At 71.8% G+C, this 20,877-nt stretch carries 24 protein-coding genes; 4 read left to right on the plus strand and 20 right to left on the minus strand.

Annotated elements, in window-relative coordinates; genetic code table 11:
• Window position 1: 1 nt before the first annotated feature.
• The 5 genes from CJ301_RS09015 to CJ301_RS09035 all read right to left on the minus strand — a co-directional run bounded on the left by CJ301_RS09015 (window position 2) and on the right by CJ301_RS09035 (window position 2,566).
• Window positions 2–583 (minus strand): GNAT family N-acetyltransferase, encoded by a 582-nt coding sequence (locus tag CJ301_RS09015; protein WP_099276519.1) that lies wholly within the window; start codon window positions 581–583, stop codon window positions 2–4.
• Entirely contained in the window at window positions 580–1,182 is a 603-nt protein-coding gene (mobA, locus tag CJ301_RS09020) for a molybdenum cofactor guanylyltransferase MobA (protein ID WP_099276521.1), read from the minus strand. The genes CJ301_RS09015 and mobA overlap by 4 nt, the downstream gene beginning before the upstream one ends.
• A gap of 25 nt (window positions 1,183–1,207) precedes the next feature.
• Window positions 1,208–1,822 carry a hypothetical protein gene (locus tag CJ301_RS09025; RefSeq protein ID WP_099276523.1) on the minus strand — a complete coding sequence of 205 codons (615 nt, stop codon included), beginning with the start codon at window positions 1,820–1,822 and terminating at the stop codon, window positions 1,208–1,210.
• 3 nt (window positions 1,823–1,825) lie between these two features.
• The gene (locus tag CJ301_RS09030; RefSeq protein WP_099276525.1) at window positions 1,826–1,975 is read right to left on the minus strand and encodes an aa3-type cytochrome c oxidase subunit IV; all 150 of its coding nucleotides are present in this window, start codon (window positions 1,973–1,975) and stop codon (window positions 1,826–1,828) included.
• Between the two features lie 66 nt (window positions 1,976–2,041).
• The gene (locus CJ301_RS09035; RefSeq protein ID WP_099276527.1) at window positions 2,042–2,566 is read right to left on the minus strand and encodes a hypothetical protein; all 525 of its coding nucleotides are present in this window, start codon (window positions 2,564–2,566) and stop codon (window positions 2,042–2,044) included.
• A 138-nt stretch (window positions 2,567–2,704) separates the two neighbouring features.
• On the opposite strand from CJ301_RS09035, the gene CJ301_RS09040 reads away from it, so the two are divergent.
• Entirely contained in the window at window positions 2,705–3,667 is a 963-nt protein-coding gene (locus tag CJ301_RS09040) for an acetyl-CoA carboxylase carboxyltransferase subunit alpha (RefSeq protein ID WP_099276529.1), read from the plus strand.
• Window positions 3,668–3,730: 63 nt separating this feature from the next.
• Here the strand turns inward: CJ301_RS09040 and CJ301_RS09045 are convergent, their stop codons facing one another.
• Genes CJ301_RS09045 through CJ301_RS09060 form a run of 4 tightly spaced genes read right to left on the minus strand, consistent with a single transcriptional unit; the run spans window position 3,731 to window position 6,664 of the window.
• On the minus strand, window positions 3,731–4,336 hold the full coding sequence (locus CJ301_RS09045; protein ID WP_099276531.1) for a pyridoxamine 5'-phosphate oxidase family protein: 606 nt from the start codon (window positions 4,334–4,336) through the stop codon (window positions 3,731–3,733).
• The gene (locus CJ301_RS09050; RefSeq protein ID WP_099276533.1) at window positions 4,333–5,088 is read right to left on the minus strand and encodes a lysophospholipid acyltransferase family protein; all 756 of its coding nucleotides are present in this window, start codon (window positions 5,086–5,088) and stop codon (window positions 4,333–4,335) included. The genes CJ301_RS09045 and CJ301_RS09050 overlap by 4 nt, the downstream gene beginning before the upstream one ends.
• On the minus strand, window positions 5,085–5,993 hold the full coding sequence (locus tag CJ301_RS09055) for a cell division protein FtsX (RefSeq protein WP_099276535.1): 909 nt from the start codon (window positions 5,991–5,993) through the stop codon (window positions 5,085–5,087). Before CJ301_RS09055 ends, CJ301_RS09050 begins: the two co-directional genes overlap by 4 nt.
• Entirely contained in the window at window positions 5,990–6,664 is a 675-nt protein-coding gene (locus tag CJ301_RS09060) for a cell division ATP-binding protein FtsE (protein ID WP_099276537.1), read from the minus strand. Before CJ301_RS09060 ends, CJ301_RS09055 begins: the two co-directional genes overlap by 4 nt.
• 163 nt (window positions 6,665–6,827) lie before the next feature.
• On the opposite strand from CJ301_RS09060, the gene CJ301_RS09065 reads away from it, so the two are divergent.
• Complete coding sequence (locus CJ301_RS09065; protein ID WP_099276539.1) at window positions 6,828–8,636, plus strand: zinc-ribbon domain-containing protein; 1,809 nt, start codon at window positions 6,828–6,830, stop codon at window positions 8,634–8,636.
• Window positions 8,637–8,649: 13 nt separating this feature from the next.
• On the opposite strand, the gene CJ301_RS09070 is transcribed toward CJ301_RS09065, so the two are convergent.
• The 5 genes from CJ301_RS09070 to argH form a co-directional block, all read right to left on the minus strand.
• Window positions 8,650–11,193: a TIGR02302 family protein gene (locus CJ301_RS09070; RefSeq protein ID WP_301553815.1), complete on the minus strand. Its 2,544-nt coding sequence runs from the start codon at window positions 11,191–11,193 to the stop codon at window positions 8,650–8,652.
• Window positions 11,194–11,251: 58 nt separating this feature from the next.
• Window positions 11,252–12,517, minus strand: a complete 1,266-nt coding sequence (gene lysA, locus CJ301_RS09075; protein ID WP_099276543.1) for a diaminopimelate decarboxylase — start codon at window positions 12,515–12,517, stop codon at window positions 11,252–11,254.
• 78 nt (window positions 12,518–12,595) lie between these two features.
• Window positions 12,596–12,901, minus strand: coding sequence for a DUF2834 domain-containing protein (locus CJ301_RS09080; protein WP_099276545.1), 306 nt, complete (start codon window positions 12,899–12,901; stop codon window positions 12,596–12,598).
• A complete protein-coding gene (locus CJ301_RS19240) occupies window positions 12,898–13,026 on the minus strand; it encodes a hypothetical protein (RefSeq protein WP_301553813.1) in 129 nt (42 codons plus the stop codon). Before CJ301_RS19240 ends, CJ301_RS09080 begins: the two co-directional genes overlap by 4 nt.
• Window positions 13,023–14,411: an argininosuccinate lyase gene (argH, locus tag CJ301_RS09085; RefSeq protein ID WP_099276547.1), complete on the minus strand. Its 1,389-nt coding sequence runs from the start codon at window positions 14,409–14,411 to the stop codon at window positions 13,023–13,025. Before argH ends, CJ301_RS19240 begins: the two co-directional genes overlap by 4 nt.
• A gap of 24 nt (window positions 14,412–14,435) precedes the next feature.
• On the opposite strand from argH, the gene CJ301_RS09090 reads away from it, so the two are divergent.
• Window positions 14,436–14,993, plus strand: coding sequence for a TlpA family protein disulfide reductase (locus tag CJ301_RS09090; RefSeq protein WP_099276549.1), 558 nt, complete (start codon window positions 14,436–14,438; stop codon window positions 14,991–14,993).
• Window positions 14,994–15,012: 19 nt separating this feature from the next.
• Here CJ301_RS09090 and CJ301_RS09095 read toward each other — a convergent pair whose 3' ends face one another.
• Window positions 15,013–15,582, minus strand: coding sequence for a YqgE/AlgH family protein (locus tag CJ301_RS09095; protein ID WP_173812340.1), 570 nt, complete (start codon window positions 15,580–15,582; stop codon window positions 15,013–15,015).
• A gap of 105 nt (window positions 15,583–15,687) precedes the next feature.
• Here CJ301_RS09095 and CJ301_RS09100 point away from each other — a divergent pair, with 105 nt between their 5' ends.
• The gene (locus CJ301_RS09100; RefSeq protein ID WP_099276551.1) at window positions 15,688–16,494 is read left to right on the plus strand and encodes a protein-disulfide reductase DsbD domain-containing protein; all 807 of its coding nucleotides are present in this window, start codon (window positions 15,688–15,690) and stop codon (window positions 16,492–16,494) included.
• Here CJ301_RS09100 and moaB read toward each other — a convergent pair whose 3' ends face one another.
• From moaB to CJ301_RS09125, 5 genes are all read right to left on the minus strand, one after another.
• Window positions 16,495–17,022, minus strand: coding sequence for a molybdenum cofactor biosynthesis protein B (moaB, locus tag CJ301_RS09105; protein WP_099276553.1), 528 nt, complete (start codon window positions 17,020–17,022; stop codon window positions 16,495–16,497).
• A gap of 3 nt (window positions 17,023–17,025) precedes the next feature.
• A complete protein-coding gene (locus tag CJ301_RS09110) occupies window positions 17,026–17,643 on the minus strand; it encodes a LysE family translocator (protein WP_099276555.1) in 618 nt (205 codons plus the stop codon).
• On the minus strand, window positions 17,640–18,431 hold the full coding sequence (locus CJ301_RS09115; protein ID WP_099276557.1) for a uracil-DNA glycosylase: 792 nt from the start codon (window positions 18,429–18,431) through the stop codon (window positions 17,640–17,642). Before CJ301_RS09115 ends, CJ301_RS09110 begins: the two co-directional genes overlap by 4 nt.
• 132 nt (window positions 18,432–18,563) lie before the next feature.
• Complete coding sequence (locus tag CJ301_RS09120) at window positions 18,564–18,890, minus strand: hypothetical protein (protein WP_099276559.1); 327 nt, start codon at window positions 18,888–18,890, stop codon at window positions 18,564–18,566.
• A 10-nt stretch (window positions 18,891–18,900) separates the two neighbouring features.
• Window positions 18,901–20,877: an OmpA family protein gene (locus CJ301_RS09125; RefSeq protein ID WP_099276561.1), complete on the minus strand. Its 1,977-nt coding sequence runs from the start codon at window positions 20,875–20,877 to the stop codon at window positions 18,901–18,903.

Below are 20,877 nucleotides of genomic sequence, written 5' to 3' on the forward strand. Positions count from 1 at the left end.
CTCAGCCGAGGCGGCGGATCATCGTCGTGGTGGCGCGAAACCCGAAGACGAGCCGCAGCGGCCCCGCGGGGCGCCGCGCGGCGGCGACGAAGCCGCGCCGCTCGTAGAGCGCGCGGGCGCGGATGTTCTCGTCCACCACCTCGAGCCTGATCTCGTCATGGCCGCGCGCGCGCGCCTCCTGCGCCAGCGCCTCGATGAGCCGCGAGCCCACGCCGCGCCCGCGCGTCTCGGGCGCCACGAAGATCCCATCGACGAGAAAGCGTGCATTGTCCACGTCGCTTTCGAGCAGGTTCAGCAGGCCCGCCCGCCAGACCGCCCCGACCGGGCCATAGGCCGCGCGCAGGGCCCTGGGGCCGCCCAGCACCAGCGCACCGCGCGCGGTCTTGAACCCGGCCACGCCGAGCAGTTCGCCACCCGGCGCGCGCGCGCAGAGCGCATGGGCCGGGTCGAGCGCGTGGTCGATGAAGCGCAGCGCCCGGGGCCGGGGGCCGAGCACCCGCCCCAGCTTGGCGCCGAAAGCCTCCCAGTAGAGCGCCGCGATGCGCGCCCGCTCGTGCTCTTCGAAGCCCTGTCCGATCCTCACCGCCGCGCCTCGGCGCGCGCGAAATCCTCGGGCGTGTTGAGATTGGCGAAGGGGTCCGGGGTTCCTTCGGCAAACGCCGCGCGCGCCGCGCCGTGGCGCTGCGCCCAATCGCCAATCCGCCGCGCCCCGGCGGCGATGTCCCGCTCCAGCGTGGCGCGCAGCCGCACCGGCCATAGCCCGCAGACCGGGTGCAGCCGCCCGCCGCATTCGGCCAGCGCGATGCCGTCGCTATCTTCGCTGGCGAGAATCAGCCGCGGCACCAGGTCGCCCGGCAGCCAGGGCGTGTCGCCCGGCACGGTGACGACCCATGGCGCGCCGCGCGCCTGCGCCCAGCCCATCGCCGCCAGCACGCCCGCCAGCGGGCCGGGATGGCCCGGCAGCGGGTCGGGCACCACCTTAAGGCCGAGGGGGGCGAAGCGGGCCGGATCGCCATTGGCGTTGAGCGCGAGGGCGGGCAGCTGCGGCGCCATCCGCGCGATCACATGCGCAAGGAGCGGGCGGCCCGAAAGATCGCGCAGCCCCTTGTCGCCGCCGCCCATCCGGCGCGACAGCCCCCCTGCGAGGATCATGCCGGGCGGGGCTTCGAAGGGCGCGCTCATCGGCGGGGCTTTCCGTGCGGAGGCGTCAGCTGTCCAGCTGCCGCGCCACGGCGCGCCGCGCGTCGCGCAGGCTGTCGCTGTCGTTCTCGTTGTGCTCGGTGGTCACCACGCCGGGCAGCGCGCCGAAGCGGGCCATCAGCTTGTCGGGAAACCATGTCGTGCCGAGCCCTTCGAAGCCGGGCAGCTGGCCCAGCAGCTGCGAGATCGCGCGCGTGCAGAAGGCCTGCCGCACCGGCCCGGCCGAAAGCGCCAGCTTCAGCGCCGCCTCGGCGGTGGGGGCCGGCACTTCGAGCCTTTGCTCCACGGTCACGTAGGAGGCGCGCGAGTGGTAGGAGACGTAGCTCTTCACCACCTGCGGCGTCATGCCGAACAGCACGTCGTTGCGCTCGGGGATCGAAGGGTGGCCGAAGCTGCCCGCCGGGTCGAACAGCACCCTCTGGCTCGCATTGATCAGCAGCGCGCTATGCGCGCCGTTGCCGGTGCCGAGATTGTTGACCGTGTAGAGCGTCAGCGCGGGCGGCCCGTCATGGACGTAGCGCGCGGCATCGACCGCCGCGTCGGCGGCCCAGACCGCCTCGCCGCCGGTGCCGCATCCGGCCAGCGCCAGCGGCGCGGCGATGAGAAACGCGCGCCGCTGCATGGCTCAGGCGTTGACGAGCGCGAGCAGGATCAGCGCGACGATGATCGCGATGACGGTGCGGGTCGTCAGCTTGATGAAGCCCGCATAGGTGCGTTCCTGGTCGGTGATGTCCATGGTCCCGGGAACATGGTGGTGCTGCTGATCGTCGGCCATCGGGGGCTCCTCGCATCTGGGCATCTGGCGTATCGCGCCGGGAGTTAGCCCGAATCCCCGCGCTTGTCACGATGTCTCGGGCGCGGCATCGGGTCCGTGTGGCGCCGTGTCCTCCTGCGGCTCGCTTTCGGCCTCCTCCTCCTCCTCCAGCTCGCGCGCCAGCCGGAAGCCGATCCGCCGGGCCGGGGCCTCGGGGCGCGGGCGGGGCAGGGCGCGCAGGATCACCGAAAGCTGGGTGACGTGCTGGATCAGCTGCGTCTTGGCGCCCGCGGGGTCCGTGCCATAGAAGGTCACGATATCGGGATCGAAATAGCCCATGCCCTTGATGCGCAGCACGCCCGAAGGTCCCCCCGTCATCGCCATGGCGACCTCCTCGCCCGGCTCCAGCCCGTCCTCGAACCGCTTGACGTAGTGGATCAGCCGCTCATAGGCCCAGCGCGCCGGGCTCTTGGCCCCTGCGGGCTTGCGCAGCGCGGGCGGCAGCGCCTGCGGGGCCGCGTCCCCCGCCTCGTCCGCATGCACCTCGCGCAGCCGCGGCAGGGCCTCGGCCTCCAGCGCCTCGGCGGCGGTGGCGATGATGTCGTCGGCCATGGCGGTCCCTCCCTCGTATCCGGGGCTTCAGGGTGGCGCGGGCGGGGCGCGCGTCAAGCAGGCGCGCGCGCCCCGAGTTGCACCGGCCCGCGCGACGCGTCATATACCGGGGGCACGCGCAAATGCAGGGGCCTTCGCATGACCATCTACCTCGAATTCGAGAAGCCGCTCGCCGAGATCGAAGGCCAGGCCGAGGAGCTGCGCGCGCTGGCCAGGCGCAGCCCGGAAATGGATGTCGAGAAGGAGGCCGCGGCGCTCGACCGCAAGAGCCACGACATGCTGACGCAGCTCTATGGCAGCCTGACGCCCTGGCGCAAATGCCAGGTCGCGCGCCATCCCGAGCGGCCGCATTGCAAGGATTACATCGAGCGGCTCTTCACCGAATACACGCCGCTCGCCGGCGATCGCAACTTCGCCGATGATCACGCGGTGATGGGCGGTCTGGCGCGGCTCGACGGCCGCCCGGTGGTGGTGATCGGCCATGAGAAGGGCCACGACACCAAGTCCCGGATCGAGCGCAATTTCGGCATGGCGCGCCCCGAGGGCTACCGCAAGGCGATCCGGCTGATGGATATCGCCCATCGCTTCAAGCTGCCGGTCGTCACCCTCGTCGACACGCCCGGCGCCTATCCGGGCAAGGGCGCGGAGGAGCGCGGCCAGTCCGAGGCGATCGCGCGCTCGACCGAGAAATGCCTGCAGATCGAGGTGCCGCTGGTCTCCGTCATCATCGGCGAGGGCGGCTCGGGCGGGGCGGTGGCCTTTGCCACCGCGAACCGCGTGGCGATGCTGGAGCATTCGATCTACTCGGTGATCTCGCCCGAGGGCTGCGCCTCGATCCTGTGGAAGGATGCCGAAAAGATGCGCGAGGCCGCCGAGGCGCTGCGCCTGACCGCGCAGGAGCTGAAAGAGCTTGGCGTCTGCGACCGGATCGTCGCCGAGCCGCTGGGCGGCGCGCATCGCGACGCGGGCGCCGCGATCGACGCGGTGGGCCGCGAGATCGGCAAGATGCTCGACGAGCTTGGCGGCATGGACGGCCAGGCGGTCCGCGCCGACCGCCGCCGCAAATATCTCGACCTCGGCTCGAAGGGGCTGGCCGCCTGATCGGCGCGCCCCCTTCGGTTCATCTTTCTTCAAATACGCAAATTCCACGGCCGGGGCCGGGCGCTACCACATCGTGGTCTTCGCCCGCTCCGGCCACTGCGCATCATAAGCCGCGCCGTCGAAGCCTTCCCTGGCCTCGGCCAGCATCTCGCCGATGCCGGGCAGGCCCGCGCTGTCGTCGCCGCGGCTCCAGAGCCCGGCACGCATCACCGCGCGGGCGCATTGCGGATAGGCCTCGCTCACCGACACCACGATCACCGCGCGCGGATGCATGTCCTCATGGGCGAAGCGCGCGGTCAGATCGGGATCGTCGCTCAGCACGGCGCGGCCATTGACGCGCATGACGATGGTGGCGCCGATCACGAGGAACATCAGGCTCACCCGCCCGTCGCGCACGATGTTGCGCAGCGAATCCATGCGGTTGTTGCCGCGCCAGTCGGGCAGGAGCAGGGTGCGCTCATCCATGATCCGCACCACCGGGCCGTCATCGCCGCGCGGGCTGGCATCGGTGCCCTCGGGGCCGACCGTGCTGAGCACGCAAAAGCGCGAGGCTTCGATCCAGGCCGCCTGGGCGGGGGTCAGCCGGTCGGTGACCTTGTCGAGCGCGGCGCCCGAGGGCTTGCGCTCATAAAGCGCTTCGAGCGCCTCGATGCTGTCCACGGTCCTCACGCTGTTTCCTCCACGGCGAGGGGGAAGCCGGCCTCGGCCATCAGCGCGTTGGAGCGCGGCTCGATCTCGGCTTCGAGCCGGGCCATGAACTCGGGTGCGGGCAGGCCTGGCGGGATCGGTGGGAGGAATTCGACCACGGCGGTGCCGGGGCGGCGCAGCACGCCGCGGCGGGGCCAGAACAGCCCGACATTGCAGGCCACGGGCACGCAGGGCTGGTTCAGCTCGCGGTAGATGGCGGCGGTGCCGGTCTTGTAGGGCGCATGGACGCCCGGCGCGAGCCGCGTGCCCTGCGGGTAGATGATGAGCTGGCCGGGATCGTCGCGGCCCGCGCGCACCTCGACCATCATCTTCTTGATGGCCGCGCCGCGCTTGCCGCGATCGACCGGCACGCAGCCCATGCGCAGCGCGATCTGGCCCAGCACCGGCGCATAGACCAGCTCCTTCTTCATGATGAAGCGGCCGCGCGGCACGGAGCCGTAGATCATGATGATGTCGAGAAAGCTCTGATGCTTGGCGGCGACCATCACCTCGCCCTCGGGCGGCGTGCCGCGCACTTCGGTCCTGAGCCCCAGAAGCACCCGCGCCAGCCAGCGCACGAAGCGGCACCATGTATGGGCGGCGGCGACGGCGCCGTCGCGGCTCATGATCGCCCAAGGCGTATAGGCGAGCCCGATCGGCAGCATCGCGGCGTAGATCACGCCGCTGAACAGCAGGCTGCGCAGCCAGCGCCAGCCGTAAGCCAGCCCGCTCATGACTGTCGCTCCAGCATCCGCCGCGCCGCCATGCGCGTGGCGGCAAAGGCCACGGCGGCGGCGAGCGGCGGGATCGGCAGCAGCCACAGCCAGTCCGCCCCGGCAAGGCCGATGCCGGTCAGGAAGCTGTCGGTGCCCCGCGCCGCGCCGGGCAGCAGCGCCAGAAGCACCCCGCCCGCGAGCGTCCCCGCCGCCGCACCGGTGAGCGCGCGCAGCGTGAAGCGGCGCACGAAGGCGCGGGTGATGTAGGCGTCGCGCGCGCCGACCAGCCGCAGCACCCGGATCACCTGTGCATTGGCCGAGAGCGCCGATTGCGCGGCCAGCGTGATCATCGCCGCCGTCGAGGCGCCGATCAGCAGGATCGCCAGCGCGCCCAGCGCGCGCAGCCGCCCGGCAGCGGCGACGAGCGGCTCGCGCCAGCGGGTGTGATCGTCGAGCACCGCGCCGGGCACCTCGGCCTGAAGCCGGGCGCGCAGGCCCGTGGCGTCATAGCCGTCGCCCTCTTCCTCGATCTCGATCAGCTGCGGGATCGGCAGCGCGTCGAGCGGCAGATCCGGTCCGAACCACGGGGTCAGCAAGGCCTGTTCCTCTTCTTCGGTCAGGGCGCGCGCCCGGGCGATGCCCGGCGTGGTGCGCAGCACGTCGAGCGCGGCGGCGGTCTGGGCCGCCAGCTGTTCGGCGGGGGCCGAGATCCTGAGCGTCGAGGTCTGCGCCAGCTCCTCGCCCCAGCGCGCGGCCAGCCGGCCGGTGGCCAGCGACAGCGCCAGCGCGAAGACCGTCAGCAGCGCCATGGCGGCGGCGGTGAACAGCGTCAGCCGCGCGGTGAAGCCGGTGGGCGGCACGGTGCGGTCGGCCTGCACGTCACCGGCGAGAAAGGACAGCGCCTGCCAAGCCGCGCGCTTCACAGCTCGGCCCCCGCGGCGATGAGCTGTCGGTCCTTGAGCCTGAGCGTGCGCACCGCGACCTGCGCCTTGGCGCTGCGGATCAGGTTCATGTCATGGGTGGCGATCAGCACCGCCTTGCCCATGCGGTTGAGCTCCACCAGCAGCGCCAGCAGGCGCTGCGACATGTCCCAGTCGACATTGCCGGTGGGCTCGTCGGCGATGATCACCTCGGGCGACATGATGACCGCGCGGGCCAGCGCCGCGCGCTGCCGCTCGCCGCCCGACAGCTCGGGCGGGCGGCGCTTTGCGTGGCGGGTGAGGCCGACCCAGGCCAGCAGATCGGGCAGGTAGGCCTCGGCCTCCTGGTGCCGCCCGGCGACGGTGAGTGGCAGCGCCACGTTGTCGGTCAGCGGCAGATGATCGAGAAACTGGCAGTCCTGATGCACCACGCCGATGCGGCGGCGGTTGAGCGCGAGCCCGTCGCGCGCCATGCCGGTGGTGTCCTCGCCCCAGAGCGCCACGGCGCCCGAGGTCGGCACGAGATCGCCGTAGCACAGCTTCAGCAGCGTCGTCTTGCCCGCCCCCGAGGGGCCGGTGAGGAAGTGGAACGACCCCGGCGCGAGCGACAGCGACAGGCCGGAGAACAATTCTCCGCCGCCATAACTATAGGCCACGTCCCGAAGTTCGATCACCTGCTGCCCCCTGTTGCGTCTCCCTTCTGCCCGAGCCGGGCCGGGGTTGCAATTGCAGCGCTGCATCAGGCCGCGCGGCGCGGATGCGCGCGTTCTTGGCGCGGGGCAATGGGGCCGCTAGGTTGATCGCGCAGTGGCCGCCGGGCGCGAAGGGAAGAAACGGATGCGATTGACCTGCCCGAATTGCGGTGCCCAGTACGAGGTGACGCGCGATGCCGTTCCGCCCGAGGGGCGCGACGTGCAATGCTCGAATTGCGGGGTGACGTGGCTTGCCACGCCGGTGCCCGAGGCGGAGGCCGGGACGGATGCGCCCGCCGCGCCCGCGCCGCGCAGCACGATCACGCCCGAGATCGCGGAGATCCTGCGCGCCGAGGCCGAGCGCGAGGCCGCCGCCCGCCGCCGCGCCGCCGCGCCGCCAGCCGCGGAGACCGCTTCCGAGCCCATGCCCGAGTCCGAGCCCGAGCTGGACCGCGCGCTTGACGCGGCACCGGAGGCGGAGTTCGAAGCCGAAGCCGAAGCCGAAGCCGAAGCCGAAGCCGAAGCCGAAGCCGAAGCTGAAGCTGAAGCCGAAGCTGCGCCCGCCTTCGATGACGCGCCGGATGCCGTGCCTGATGGGGCGGAAGACTCCAGCTTCGCCGATGGCGAAGAGACGGGGGTGGCGGATCAGCCTGCCGCCGCGGCCGATGATCCGAAGGATCATGACCGGCCCGAGGCCATGCAGCCGGCTGAACAGCCTGCTTCGGCCCCGCCCCGGCAGGAGGCCGATCTCGCGGCGTTCGGGCAGGGGAGCGCTCCGGCATCCTCCGATCTGGACAGCCGGTCCATGCCGATCGGGGATGGTGAGGCGGCAGCGCCCGCTCCGGCGCGGTTCGATCCTTTCGAAGAGACCGACGAGGACGAGGCGGAGATCGATTTCGAGGCGGTCACGCCCGACCGTCCGCGCACCGGCCCCGATGCGCCGCGCATCGACAGCCGCGACCTTTGGGAAGAGGAGGAGGACGAGGCGGATTCGGATTTCGAGCGCCTGCTGCGCGGCGAAAGGCTCGAGGCGGAGGCCGACCCGGATGCGCCCGCGCGGCAGGCCGATCTCGAAGCCTTGCAAGGGGCAGCCGCGCCGGCCCCCGGTGGCCTTGCCGACCTCGAGGACGCGCCCGCCGAGGGCGGGGTGCCGCAAGAGGATACGCCTTCTGCGTCGCAGCCCGAGGCCTTCGCGCCATCGGGCGAGGCCGCGCCCCATGACGACAGGATCGACGACGATCTCGACGATCCGGCGCTGATGGCCAGCCTTTCGGCCGAAGAGCCGGATGAGCCGCCCCGACCGCCCGAGGAGGCTGCGCCCTTCGAGCCGATGCCGCGGGAGGAACGGGATGCCGGGGTCGCGCCCGATGAGTGGGCGGCGCGGAGCGAATGGGCCGAAGCGGAGGACATTCGCGATTCGGATGTCGCCCAGACTGACGGGACCGACGCGACCGATGAGATGATCGAGGCGGGCGATGAGAGCGCGCGCGATCGCGAGGTCGCGCGCGAGACGCCTGATCGCGCAGCCATGCACGAGATTCCCGACCGCGCGGCCACGCGTGAGGCCCCCGCCGCGGCGGATGAAACGGCCTTGCACGAGGCCGCGCGGCAGCGCGCGAGCGTGGCCGCGGCCTCGACCGGCGCGGTGACGCGGCGCGACCTGCTGCCCGATATCGAGGAGATCAATTCCAGCCTGCGCAGCACCGCGATGCGCGGCCCGGCGCATCGCGTGGCCGAGCCCGGCGACATGCGCCGCGGCCGCGGCTTTCGGCTCGGCTTCGGCACGGCGCTGCTGATCGCGGCGGCGCTGGTGCTGATCTATGCCAATGCCGGGGGGATCGGCGCGGCGCTGCCGCCGCTGGCCGGCCCGCTCGATGCCTTTGCCGGCTGGGTCGACACGCTGCGCGCCGGGCTCGACGCCTGGCTGCGCGGGCTGCTCGCGGCGCTGGGCTGACCGGACTGCGCGGTCAGAACAGGTCGAGCAGGCGTTCGAGGTAGTCGCGCTCGGCCTGCGGGCGCTCGCGCTCGGCGGCGCGGCGGCGGATCTCGCCCAGGAGTTCCTCGGCGCGCCTTGTCGGGTCGGTGCCGTCGATCATCTCGCCTTCGCTGCCCGGCCCGCCCTGTTCGGCGCTGTCGCGCCCCAGCGGATCGCGCCCGCCGCCCGCGCCGGGCTGTGCGCCCTCGCGCGTGCCTTGCGCCTCGTTCCCTTCGTTCCGGGCCAGCGCCTGGCCCAGCTCGCGCGCGGCACCACGCAGCGCCTCGGTCGCCTCGGCCTGCCGGTCGATCGCCCCGGCGAGATCGTCGCGGCGCAGCGCCTCCTCGGCCTCGTCCATCGCGCGGCCGGCCCGGTCGAGCGCCTCGCCCGCGCGCTCGGCCGCTTCGCCGTCGAGCCGGGGCAGGGCGCCGCGCTGGCGGGCCAGCTCGTCGCGCAGCGCCTGTTGCCGGTCCGCGAGGCTGCCCGCGCCGTCTTGCCCGTCCCGCGCCCCGCCGCCCGGCTCGTCCTGGCTTCCCGGTTGCCCCGGCTGTCCTTGTCCGGCTTGTCCCTGCCCCGGCTGGCCCTGGCCCCGGTTCTGCCCGGGGTCGCGGCCGTTGAAGCGGTCCTGCAGATCGCGGAACGCCTCGTCGGACAGCTCCTGCTGGTCGCGCAGCGTGTCCTGCAGCTCCTGCATCGAGCGCTGGCCCGGCGTGCCCGGCCCCGCGCCGCCTTCGCCCTGCGCCACCTGCAGGTTCTCCATCATCCGGTTGAGCTGCTCCATCAGCTCGGCCGCCTCGGCCATCCGGCCTTCTTCCATCAGCTCCTGGATCCGGTCCATCAGCGCCTGCAGCTCGTCCTGCGTGACCTGCATGCTGTCGTTCTGCCCGGTCTGGGGCTCATCGAGCCCGTCCTCGGCGGGCTGCGCGTCCTGCGCCAGCATCGACAGGTAATCGTCGGTCGCGGCGCGCAGCTCGTCCATCAGCTCGGCGATCTCGTCCGCGCTCGCCCCGTCGCGCATCGCCTGCGCCAGCCGCTCCTGCGCGCGGCGCAGCCGCTCGCGCGCATCGGCGAGCGTGCCGTCTTCGAGCTGCACCGCCAGCTCCCACAGCGCCTGCGCGATCTCCTCCTGCGCCTCGGGCGCGAGCCCGCCGGGCGCGCGGTGCAGCCGGTCGAGGCGGCGCAGCGCCACGCGCAGCCGCAGATAGGTCGCCCGGTCGGGAAACACCGCCTCGGGCCGGTGCGACACGGCGCGCAGCAGGTCGACCACCCGGCCCGCATTGTCGCGCGACCACAGAAGATCGCGCCGCTGCTCGGCCACGGCGCGGGCCACCGGCTGAAAGAAGCGCCGGCCCGGCAGCACCGTCGGATAGGGCTGCGACGCGCCGCTCTGCCCGGCGGCATCGGTCACCTCCAGCGTGATCCGCACCGGCATGTTGGCGAAGGGGTGCTGCGAGAAATCGCCCGACAGCACCTCCTCGATCTCGCGCCGGTCGCCGGTGAAGGGCACCGGCAGGTCGACCGTGAGCGGTTCGCGCGGATCGGGGGCGGTGGAGAGACCATGGCGCCGCTCGACCGCCTCCGCGTCGAGCGCGATCGAGGCGGTGCCCGAGACCACGCCGTGATCGTCGCCGGCGCGAAAGGGCAGGGCGGCCTGGCCCAGCCCGACGGTCTCCAAGGGCCCGGCCACCGAGACCTCGGGCGGTGCATCCGGGATCGCCTCGACCTGCCAGGCCGCGCCGCCCGGCCCGTCGATGGCGATCTGCCCGTCATGGTTGACGGTGAAGCTCTGGCGCGGCTCGGAGGCGGCGGGCAGCTCGCCGGTGCGCCCCGAGACCGTTTCCGACAGGGTCAGCGCGCCGACCTTGCCATAGAGCCGCACGGTGATGGTGCTGCCCTCGGGCACCGCGAGGGGGCCGGGCGGCTGGTCGGGCAGGTAGAGCACGGGCCGGTCGGTATGGGCGGGCGGCTCAACCCAGCCCTCCCAGACCGGCCCCTGCGCCAAAGCGCCGCCGCCATCGGGCGCGAGCGCGGTGACGCTGCCCAGCCGCCAGACCGATCCGAAGAGAAGCGCCGTGACCAGAAACAGCAGCGCGATGTAGCGCAGGCCGAACGGGTCGCGTGCGGCAAGGCGCAGGTTCGGGCGGGCGGGGGGCGCGTTTTCGCTGCGCGCGCGCATCCGCTCCAGATGCGCGGCCCAGAGCGCCTCGGAGCCCGCATCGCCGCGCCCCGTCGCCTGCGCATCGCTGAGCGCCGAGACGGGGCGTCCCGGCAGGCTGCGGTCGAGCCGGTCGAGCGCTTCGGCGCGCGAGGGCCAGCGAAACCGCCACAGCCCCCAGCCGAGCCCGGCCAGCGCGCCCAGGATCGCCAGCACCGCCCAGCCCCAGAAGGCTTCGACCGGCAGCCGGTCCTGCCAGCCCGCGATCAGCGGCGCCAGCGCCAGCGCCAGCACCGTCCAGAGCGGCCAGAAGGCGCGCAGCAGCCGTTCGGCCACCATCCCGGCGCGGGTCAGCGCGGCGGGGCGTCTCAGATGCGACAGGGGATCGCGGGGCTCGGTCAGGGCGCGGGTGCTCCGGGACAGGTGGCGGCTCTCTCCATCATAGCCATTCGGGGATGCTATCGCGCGCGATCATCTCCTCATAGCTCGGCCTGCGGCGGATAACCGCGAATTGATCGCCCCTGACGAGAACTTCGGGGATCAGCGGGCGGGCGTTGTATTCGCTCGCCATCACCGCGCCGTAGGCCCCGGCCGCGCGGAAGGCGACGAGGTCGCCCTCGGACACCGGCGGCAGGTCGCGCGCGCGGGCGAAGGTATCGCCGGTCTCGCAGACCGGGCCGACGATGTCCCACGGCTTGGTCTCGGCCCCGGCCTCGGGCTCGACCACGGGGACGATGTCGTGATGCGCGTCATACATCGAGGGGCGCACGAGATCGTTCATCGCGGCGTCGAGAATGAGGAAATCCCGGCCCTCGCCGGATTTGGCATAGATCACCCGGCTGATCAGCAGCCCGGCATTGCCCGCCACCAGCCGCCCCGGCTCGATCTCGATCTCGCAGCCCAGATGGCCGACCGTGCGCCGGATCAGCGCGCCGTAATCGAAGGGCAGGGGCGGGGCCTCGTTGATCCGCTCATAGGGAATGCCAAGCCCGCCGCCGAGATCGAGTCGGCGGATGTCGTGGCCCTCGGCGCGCAAGATTTCGGTCAACTCGGCCACCTTGGTGAAGGCCGCCTCGAAGGGGGCAAGCTCGGTCAGCTGGCTGCCGATATGCACGTCGATGCCGATCACCTCGATGCCGGGCAGCCGGGCCGCCATGGCATAGACCTCGCGGGCGCGTGCGATCGGGATGCCGAACTTGTTCTCGGACTTGCCGGTGGCGATCTTGGCATGGGTCTTGGCGTCGACATCGGGGTTCACCCGGATGGTGATCGGCGCGGTCGCGCCCATCGCGCTCGCCACGTCCGACAGCGCCAGAAGCTCGCGCTCGCTCTCGACGTTGAACTGGCGGATGCCGCCTTCGAGCGCCATGCGCATTTCCTGCCGCGTCTTGCCGACGCCGGAAAAGACGATACGCTCGCCCGGCACGCCCGCGGCGCGGGCGCGGGCGTATTCGCCACCAGAGACGATATCCATGCCCGCCCCGGCCTCGCCCAGAAGCTTGAGCACCGCGACGTTGCCGAGGGATTTCACCGCGAAGCAGACGAGATGCGGCAACCCGTCGAGCGCCTCCTCGAACAGCTTGAGATGCCGCAGCAGGGTCGCGGCGGAGTAGACATAGACCGGCGTGCCGACCTCGGCCACGATCTCGGAGAGGGCGACGTCCTCGGCCATCAGCTGGCCGTTGCGATAGAGGAAATGGTCCAAGGTCTGGGCTCCGCTGGCATGGGTCGGTCGCGTCTTAGCAGATCGCGCCGCGATCCCAAGCCCCGCCGCGGCCGGGGCTCAGAGCGGGCGGGTGCGCAGAAAGAGGTAGAGCGGCAGGCCGCAGCCGACGCCGATAAGGAATGTCGCCGGAATCGCGGCCAGCGCCTCCCAGTTGCGGCGCACGCGCACCTCCGAGAGAATCCACAACGTTAGCGCCACGGCGGCGATGGTCGCGTCCCACATCAGCCCGGTGGTGGCCGGGTTGGCGCGCCAGGCCGCGAAGAGGCCCGACCAGGAATAGCCGTTCTGTGCGAACCAGACGATGAACCAGCGCATCGGGTGCAGCGCGCCCCAGATGGCGAGCGCCAGCCAGACCCACCTCACGGCGCGGCCCCGAGCCGGCGATCCGTCTCGGTCTCGCCATAGTCCAGCACCGCGCCGGGGGCCTGCGGCGCGCCGCCCGCGCCGCAGCCCGCCAGAAGCGCCAATGCCAGAAGCGCGAACCTCACTTCAGCGCATCCCGCCAGCGGGCGATCTGCGCGCGCACATTGTCGGGGGCGGTGCCGCCATAGGCGCTGCGCGAGGCGACCGAGTTCTCGACCGTCAGCACGCCGAACACCTCCTCGGTGATGTCCTCATGCACCGCCTTCATGTCGTCGAGCGTGAGGTCGGGCAGGTCGCAGCCCTTTTCCTCGGCCCGCGCCACCAGAGACCCTGTGACGTGATGCGCCTCGCGGAAGGGCAGGCCGAGCGCGCGCACCAGCCAGTCGGCGAGATCGGTCGCGGTGGAAAAGCCCGAGGCGGCGGCGGCGCGCAGATTGTCGGGCTGGGCGGTCATGTCGGCCACCATGCCGGTCATCGCGGCCAAGCTCAGCATAAGGTTGTCGGCGGCGTCGAAGACCTGCTCCTTGTCCTCCTGCATGTCCTTGCCATAGGCGAGCGGCAGGCCCTTCATCACGGTGAGCAGCGCGACGTTGGCCCCGAGGATGCGGCCGATCTTGGCGCGGATCAGCTCGGCGGCGTCGGGGTTGCGCTTTTGCGGCATGATCGAGGAGCCGGTCGACCAGCGGTCCGACATGGCGACGAAGCGGAACTGCGCCGAGGACCAGATCACCAGCTCCTCGGAGAGCCGCGACAGGTGCATCGCGCAGATCGTGGCCGAGGACAGGAATTCGAGCGCGAAATCGCGGTCCGACACGGCGTCGAGGCTGTTGGCCATGGGCCGGTCGAAGCCGAGCGCCTGCGCCGTCGCCTCGCGGTCGATCGGAAAGGAGGTGCCGGCGAGTGCTGCGGCGCCGAGGGGGCTTTCGTTCATCAGCTTGCGGGCATTGGCAAAGCGCGCGCGGTCGCGGGCGAACATCTCGACATAGGCCATCATGTGATGGCCCCATGTCACCGGCTGCGCGGTCTGCAGATGGGTGAAGCCCGGCATGACCCAGTCGGCCCCGGCCTCGGCCTGACCCAAGAGCGCCTCGATCAGCGCCTTCAGGGCGTCATCGGCGGCGTCGCACTGGTCGCGCACCCAGAGCCGCAGGTCGGTCGCGACCTGATCGTTGCGCGAGCGCCCCGTATGCAGACGCCCCGCGGGCTCGCCGATCAGCTGCTTCAGCCGCGCCTCCACGTTCATGTGGATGTCTTCGAGCGCGGTGGAGAATTCGAAGCGGCCCTCCTCGATCTCTGACAAGACCGTGAGAAGGCCTTTCCTGATCTCTTCCGCATCTTTAGCCTCGATGATGCCTTGGGCCGCGAGCATCGCGGCATGGGCGCGGGAGCCTTCGATGTCCTGTGGCGCGAGGCGCCGGTCGTAGCCGATCGAGGCGTTGATCGCCTCCATGATCGCATCCGGCCCGGCGGCGAAACGGCCGCCCCACATCGCGTTGGAGCTCTCGGTCATCTTTTGGTCCTTGAAGGAAATCACATGCGCAGCGTCGTTCTCATCGGTCTTTACATGGCGGCAACCGGCCTTGCAAACGCCGCCCCCGCCGATCTGGAGGCGCTGCGCGAGGGCGACATGCGCAAGCTTGCCATCCATGCCGAGCCGCAGCGCGGATCGGACGTGCCCTTCGAGAGCGAAGAGGGCGGCGAGATCACGCTCGCGGCGTATGAGGGCAAGCCGGTTCTGGTGAACTTCTGGGCAACGTGGTGCGCGCCCTGCCGCGAGGAGATGCCGCAGCTCGCCGCGCTGCAGGACGAGTATGGCGGCGAGGATTTCGAGGTCGTCACCATCGCCACGGGCCGCAACGATCCGGCGGGCATGGAGCGCTTTCTGGCCGAGATCGGCGCCGAGACCCTGCCGCGTCACAAGGATGCGCGACAGGCGCTGGCGCGCGACATGGGCGTGCTGGGCCTGCCGGTGACGCTGATCCTCGATGCGCAGGGCCGGGAGATCGGGCGGCTGCAGGGCGAGGCGGACTGGTCCTCGGACAGCGCGCGCGCCATCGTCGAGGCGCTCATTGCCCAGGAGCATGAGGGCTGAGCCTTCGGGCGGGCGCGGCTCAGGCGGTGCCGGAGGTCGGCGAGAGGCTCAGAGGGTCGATGCCGACCGCCTTGAGCGCGGCCGACCATTTGTGCTCGTTAGCGCGGCCGAAGACGACCGCGTGCTGCGCCTCGCCGATCAGCCAGCCATTCTGCGCCAGCTCGCTTTCGAGCTGGCCGGGCCCCCAGCCCGCATAGCCCAGCGCCAGCAGCGAGGATTTCGGCCCGCGCCCATGCGCGATCTCCTCGAGCACGTCGAGCGTCGCGGTCATCGCCGTGGTCTCGTCGACCTGCAGCGTGCCCTGGTCGGAGGCGTAATCGGTGGTGTGCAGCACGAAGCCGCGGCTTTCCTCGACCGGGCCGCCGACATGCACGCGGATGTCGCGGATGCCGGGGTCGGCGGTGATTTCGAGCTGCTCCAGCAGGTCGGAAAACCGCACCTCGGTGGCGGGCTTGTTGACGATGAGCCCCATCGCGCCCTCGTCGGAATGGGCGCAGACGAAGATCACCGCGTGATCGAAGCGCGGATCGGCCATGCCGGGCATGGCGATGAGGAGCTTGCCGCTCAGGTCGGGGTTCAGGCTTTCCATGTCTTCAGAATGTGATGCGCGGGCCACACGATCAAGGGGGCGCTTGGCCGGCTCTCGCGGGCTCGTGACTTTCCATCGCTTCGCGCGGGGGGCATCACTGCCGCCATGACCCGTTTTTCGCGCCTCGCCCCGATCGCCCTTTCATTCGCTCTCGCCGCGCCGGCCGCGGCCATTTCCGGGCCGGTCGACGATATCGTCCGGCTCGACATGCTGCCGGGCTGGCGCGCCGAGGACGGCACGCAGATGGCGGGGTTCCGGATCAGCCTCGCGCCGGGGTGGAAGACCTATTGGCGCGCGCCCGGAGAGGCGGGGATTCCGCCAGCGGTGAACTGGTCGGGCTCGACCAATGTCGCGGGCGCGAGGCTGCACTGGCCGGTGCCCGAGATCTTCGAGTTGGGCGGGTTCGAGACCTATGGCTATTCCGAGCAGGTGGTGCTGCCGGTCGAGATCGCGCCGCGCCGCGCCGGAGAGGCGGTGCGGATCTCCGGCCAGCTCGAAATCGGCGTCTGCGACGATGTCTGCGTGCCGGTGATGCTCGATTTCGACGCCGACCTGCCGCAGGGGCCGCGGCGCGACCCGTCGCTGGCGCTGGCGCTGGCCGACCGCGCCAAGAGCCCCGATGAGGCGGGGCTCGGCCCCGCGCGCTGCGCGATCAGGCCCGAGGCCGAGGGGCTGACGCTCACCGCGACCCTGCCCGCCATGGCGGGCGCGCGGGCGGTGGTGGTCGAGACCGGCGATCCGTCGCTCTGGACCAGCCCGGTCGAGACCCGCCGCGAGGGCGGCGCGCTCGTCGCCAGCACCCGCATCTCGCATGTGGCCGGGGGCCCGGTCGCGCTCGATCGCTCGGGCCTGGTGCTGACCATGATCGGCGGGGGCAAGGCGGTCGAGTTCGCGGGCTGCGCGCCCGCCTGATCACTTGCGCCGCAGATGCTCGTCGAGCCGCGGCAGGATCTCCACGAAGTTGCAGGGCCTGTGGCGGTAATCGAGCTGACGCTCCAATATCTCGTCCCAGGCGTCGCGGCAGGCGCCGGGGCTTCCCGGCAGGGCGAAGAGATAGGTGCCCTGCGCCACGCCGCCGGTGGCGCGGCTTTGCACGGCGGAGGTGCCGATCTTGTTCATCGAGACGATGGTGAAGACCGTGCCGAAGGCGTCGATCTCCTTTTCGTAGACGTCGCGATGCGCCTCGACGGTCACGTCGCGCCCGGTGAGCCCGGTGCCGCCCGTGGAGATCACCACGTCGATCTGCGGGTCGGCGCACCATGCGCGCAGCTTTTCGGCGATGGCGGCGCGGTCGTCGCGCAGGATGTCGCGCGCGGCGAGCACATGGCCCGCCGCCTCCAGCCTTCCAACCAGCGTGTCGCCCGAGCGGTCATCGGCGGCGTCGCGCGTGTCGCTCACGGTGAGCACGGCAATGCGCACGGGAATGAAGTCTCGGTCCATGGGTCAGGTTTCCTGCAGAAAGGCGAGGCGCAGGGCGAGGCCCGCGAAGATCGTGGCCGAGAGGCGGCCCAGCCAGCGGTTGAAGGCGGCCGATCCGGCAAGGCGGCGTCCGACGCCCCCTGCGAAGACCCCGACCGCGCCATTGACCACGAGCCCGCCCAACGAGAGCACCGCGCCGAGGGCGAGGAATTGCGGCAGCACGGGGCGGGCGGGGTCGGTGAATTGCGGCAGGAAGGCCAGCACGAAGAGGATCACCTTTGGATTGGTGAGATTGACCACGAGGCCCTGCCGAAAGGCACGGGCAGGGCGCACCGCGGGGATTTCGCCTCCCGCCGCCCCGCCGCGCAGCGCGGCGATGGCGAGCCACAGCAGATAGGCCACGCCGATCCAGCGAATCGCATCGAAGAGCCAGGGCAGGGCCGCGACGGCGGCGCCGAGGCCGAGCCCGGCCAGCGTCACATGCCCCATGATCGCCAGAGCGATGCCCGCATCGGCGGCGAGCGCGGCGCGCGCCCCGCCGCGCAGGCCCTGGCCGAGGCAGAACATCATGTCCGCGCCGGGCGTGAGGTTGAGCGCGAGGGCGGCGGGCGCGAAGGCGAGAAGCACGAGCGGGTCGATCATCCGCCCGTCTCCAGCCGCGCCTTCAGCGTCAGAAGATCGGCCCAGGCCTCGCGCTTGGCGGCGGGGTTGGCCATGAGATGGGCGGGCGAGAAGATCGGCAGGGCCGGGCGGCCCAGAACCTCGCCCCAGCGGCCGCGCAGGCGGTGCAGCCCGCCGCCCTTCATCAGCGCGGCGCAGGCGACGGAGCCCATCACCACGAGGATCTCGGGGTCGGCCAGCTCGACATGCCGGTCGAGAAAGGGTCGCATCATGGCGAGATCCTTGGGGTCGGGGGCGCGGTCGCCGGGGCTGCGCCATGGCAGCACCGGCGCCATGTAGACGGCGCGCTCGGTGTCGGGCGCCTCGGCCGACAGCCCGATCGCGGCGAGCATCCGCTCCAGGAGCAGCGCGGCGGTCCCGGCGAGGGGCGCGCCCGCGCGGTCCTCCTCGCGGCGCGGCGGATCGAGCAGCAGCATGACGCGCGCGCCCTGCCGCCCGCCCGCAAAGACGAAGCTGCGCGCGCCGCGCCGCAGATCGCAATGATCGAAGCGCTCCATCGCCTCGGACAGCGCGGCGAGATCGGGCGCGGCCTCCGCCGCGGCGCGGGCGAGCGCCACCGGGTCGGGCTCTTCGACGCGCGGCAGGGCCGGCGGGCCCGAGCTTGCCGTTTCGGCGGGTTTCGGGGCGGGGCGGGCATCGGTGAGGGTATAGCGGTCGAGCGGGGCGTCGAGCATCGCCTCGTCCGCCCCCATCTCGATCTGCCAGTCGAGCAGCGCCCGCGCGCTCCAGTAGTCCAGTGCCGATTCCATGAGCCACAAGCTATGCCGGATCGCGGCGGGATGGCAGGGGCGAATGGCGCGCGCCCCTATGGTTCATCTTTCTTCAAATACGCATGGCGACCGGCCGGCCCAAGGCGCGCCGCATCCCCTTCGCCCCAGAGCTCAGCCGAGGTTGTGCCGCTCGATCCAGCCGCGCAGGTCCTCGGTCTCGTGGCGCGCCTCGCGCAGCGCTTCCATGGCGGCGCGCAGCTCGGCCTCGGATTGGCGCAGCTGGCCGGTCAGCTCGGCCTCGCGCTCCTCGACATAGGAGATCGCCTGGTCGCGGGTTTCCTCGGCCTCGTGCAGCGCTTGGGCCATGCGGTCGAGCTCGCCGATATCGGCGCGGGTCACGCGGGTGAAGCGGTTCACCAGCCAGCTGGCGAACCAGCCGAGCGCGAAGGCGGCGAAGAGAATGACCGCCGTGGCGATGATGAACTCGGTTCTGTTCACGTCCCTGTCCTTATTCGTCGTCGTCGTCGTCGGAGGGGCGGGCCCTCGGTCCGGTCGCGGGCCTGTCCATGGCCTGCGGCGCATCGATGTCCAGCGTTTCGGCCTCGACGCGCTCGGCGTCCTCTTCTGCCGTCTCGTCCTCGCCCGCCTCGTCCTCGCCCGCCTCGCTCTCGGCGGCCTGCGCGCCCGAGAGGCGGAATTCGATCCGGCGGTTGGCCTCGCGGCCCGCGCTGGTGTCGTTGTCGGCGATGGGATCGGCCTCGCCATAGCCCACGGGGGTGAAGCCCGCGACCGGCACGCGGGCGCGGCGCAGCGCCTCGACCACCGCGTCGGCGCGCTCCTGGCTCAGTTCGAGGTTCATCTCGTCGCGGCCCTGGCTGTCGGTATAGCCCGCCACCTCGATCTCCAGCTCGGGACAGCGGCGGACGATCTCGGCGATGTCGTCGACCACGGGGCGCGCCTCGGCGGTGATCGAGGCCGAGCCCGCGTCGAAGGTGATCTTGGTGTCGGCGGTGACGAAGGCGATCTGACGCAGGCATTCCTCGGGCGAGGGCAGACCGGCGATCGGGTCGAGTTCCTCGCGGTAGCTCACGTCGATGTCGAAGCTCGCGCCCTGGCCGAGCTTGTCGGCCATGAGCCGGGCGATGTCGGCCTCGGCGGTCTTGCGACCGGTCAGGCCGCTGAGCGCGACGCGGTCGGCCCCGACGCTGAGCCGCCCTTCGGAGAGGAGCGACAGCGCCTCGAGCCCGGTCAGCACCCGCATCGACCAGTCGCCCGGCAGGCCGCCGGTCACCCGCGTCGCCATGTCGAGCCCCTCGCCGCCGAAGCGGGCGCGGGCAAAGTTTCCGACCGTGGTGTTGGCAAGCTGGTCGGGCAGGCGGCCCGAAAGCCGCAGGCCGTCCTCCTGCGAGAGCGTGGCGGTGAATTCGGGCGCGCCCTCGGGGCGGGCCTCGGGCGCCTCCGGCAGCACCGCTTCGAGCGCGAAGAAATCGGGCAGGTCGTTTTCCAGCCGTCCCGCCACCCGGTCGAAGGCCCCCGCATCGGTGCCCTGCGCCGCGACGAGCGAGACATCCGCATCCGAGAAGGTGATGGAGCCCGCGCCAAGCTCGGCCAGCGCCGCGATGCCGCGCGAGACCGCTTCGCCCCATTGGCCGGAGGGCACGCCGAGGCCCAGGGTGCAGTCGATCTCGCCCTCCGCGCCGGCCTCGGCCGCGGCTTCGGTGATGCGGCGCAGCGCGGTTTCGGTATCGGCCGAGCAGGCGTCGAAGCGGGCGCTGTTCTCGTCGATCACGAAGCGCGCGGTGAAGGGGGTGATGACCGGGCGCGGCGCGCTGATCCTGAGCGCGAGGCGCACCGTGTCGGGCTTGAGCCGGGCGAGCTCCGATTCGAGCCTGCGCTGCGCTTCGGGGCTGTCGGAGATCGCCTCGATCCGAACCCGGCCGGGCCGCACCGAAAGCTTGGAATGGGGCAGCGTGCGCAGCGCGCGCCCCGCATAGCGCAGGGCGGCGGGCCAGGCGTCGGGCACGGGGTGGTCGGAGACGTCGAGCAGGTCCGAAACCGGCAGCCCGTCCGCCGCGTCTTCCATCATCTCGATCAGCGCGGCGCGGTCGGTCGCCGCCGGGATCAGCCCGATCAGCGACACGCCGCTGTCATTGCGCAGGATCTCGATCGCGAAATCGGGCGGCGGCGGGGTTTCGGCCTCGACCACATGCATGTTGTCGATCACCCGGCTGGCATCGACCATGCCACCCGCCGCCGAGATGGCGCGAAACCGCATCGCCTCGGTGGGGGCCGCGCCTTCGAGGATCACCTGCAGCCCGTCGGCCTGCACCCGCGCCCAGTCATGGCCCTGCCGCGCGAGCGCTGCGCTCACCTGTTCGACCGAGACCTCCTCGACCACCGCGACGGCGGTGCGCCCGGCGATGGCAGAGACCCCGCCGGCAAGGACGAAGGCGGTGACGGTGGCGGCGAGGGGCGGCAGGCGCAT

The sequence above is a fragment of the Limimaricola cinnabarinus genome, from assembly GCF_002723615.1.
Classification (GTDB): Bacteria; Pseudomonadota; Alphaproteobacteria; order Rhodobacterales; family Rhodobacteraceae; genus Limimaricola; species Limimaricola cinnabarinus_B.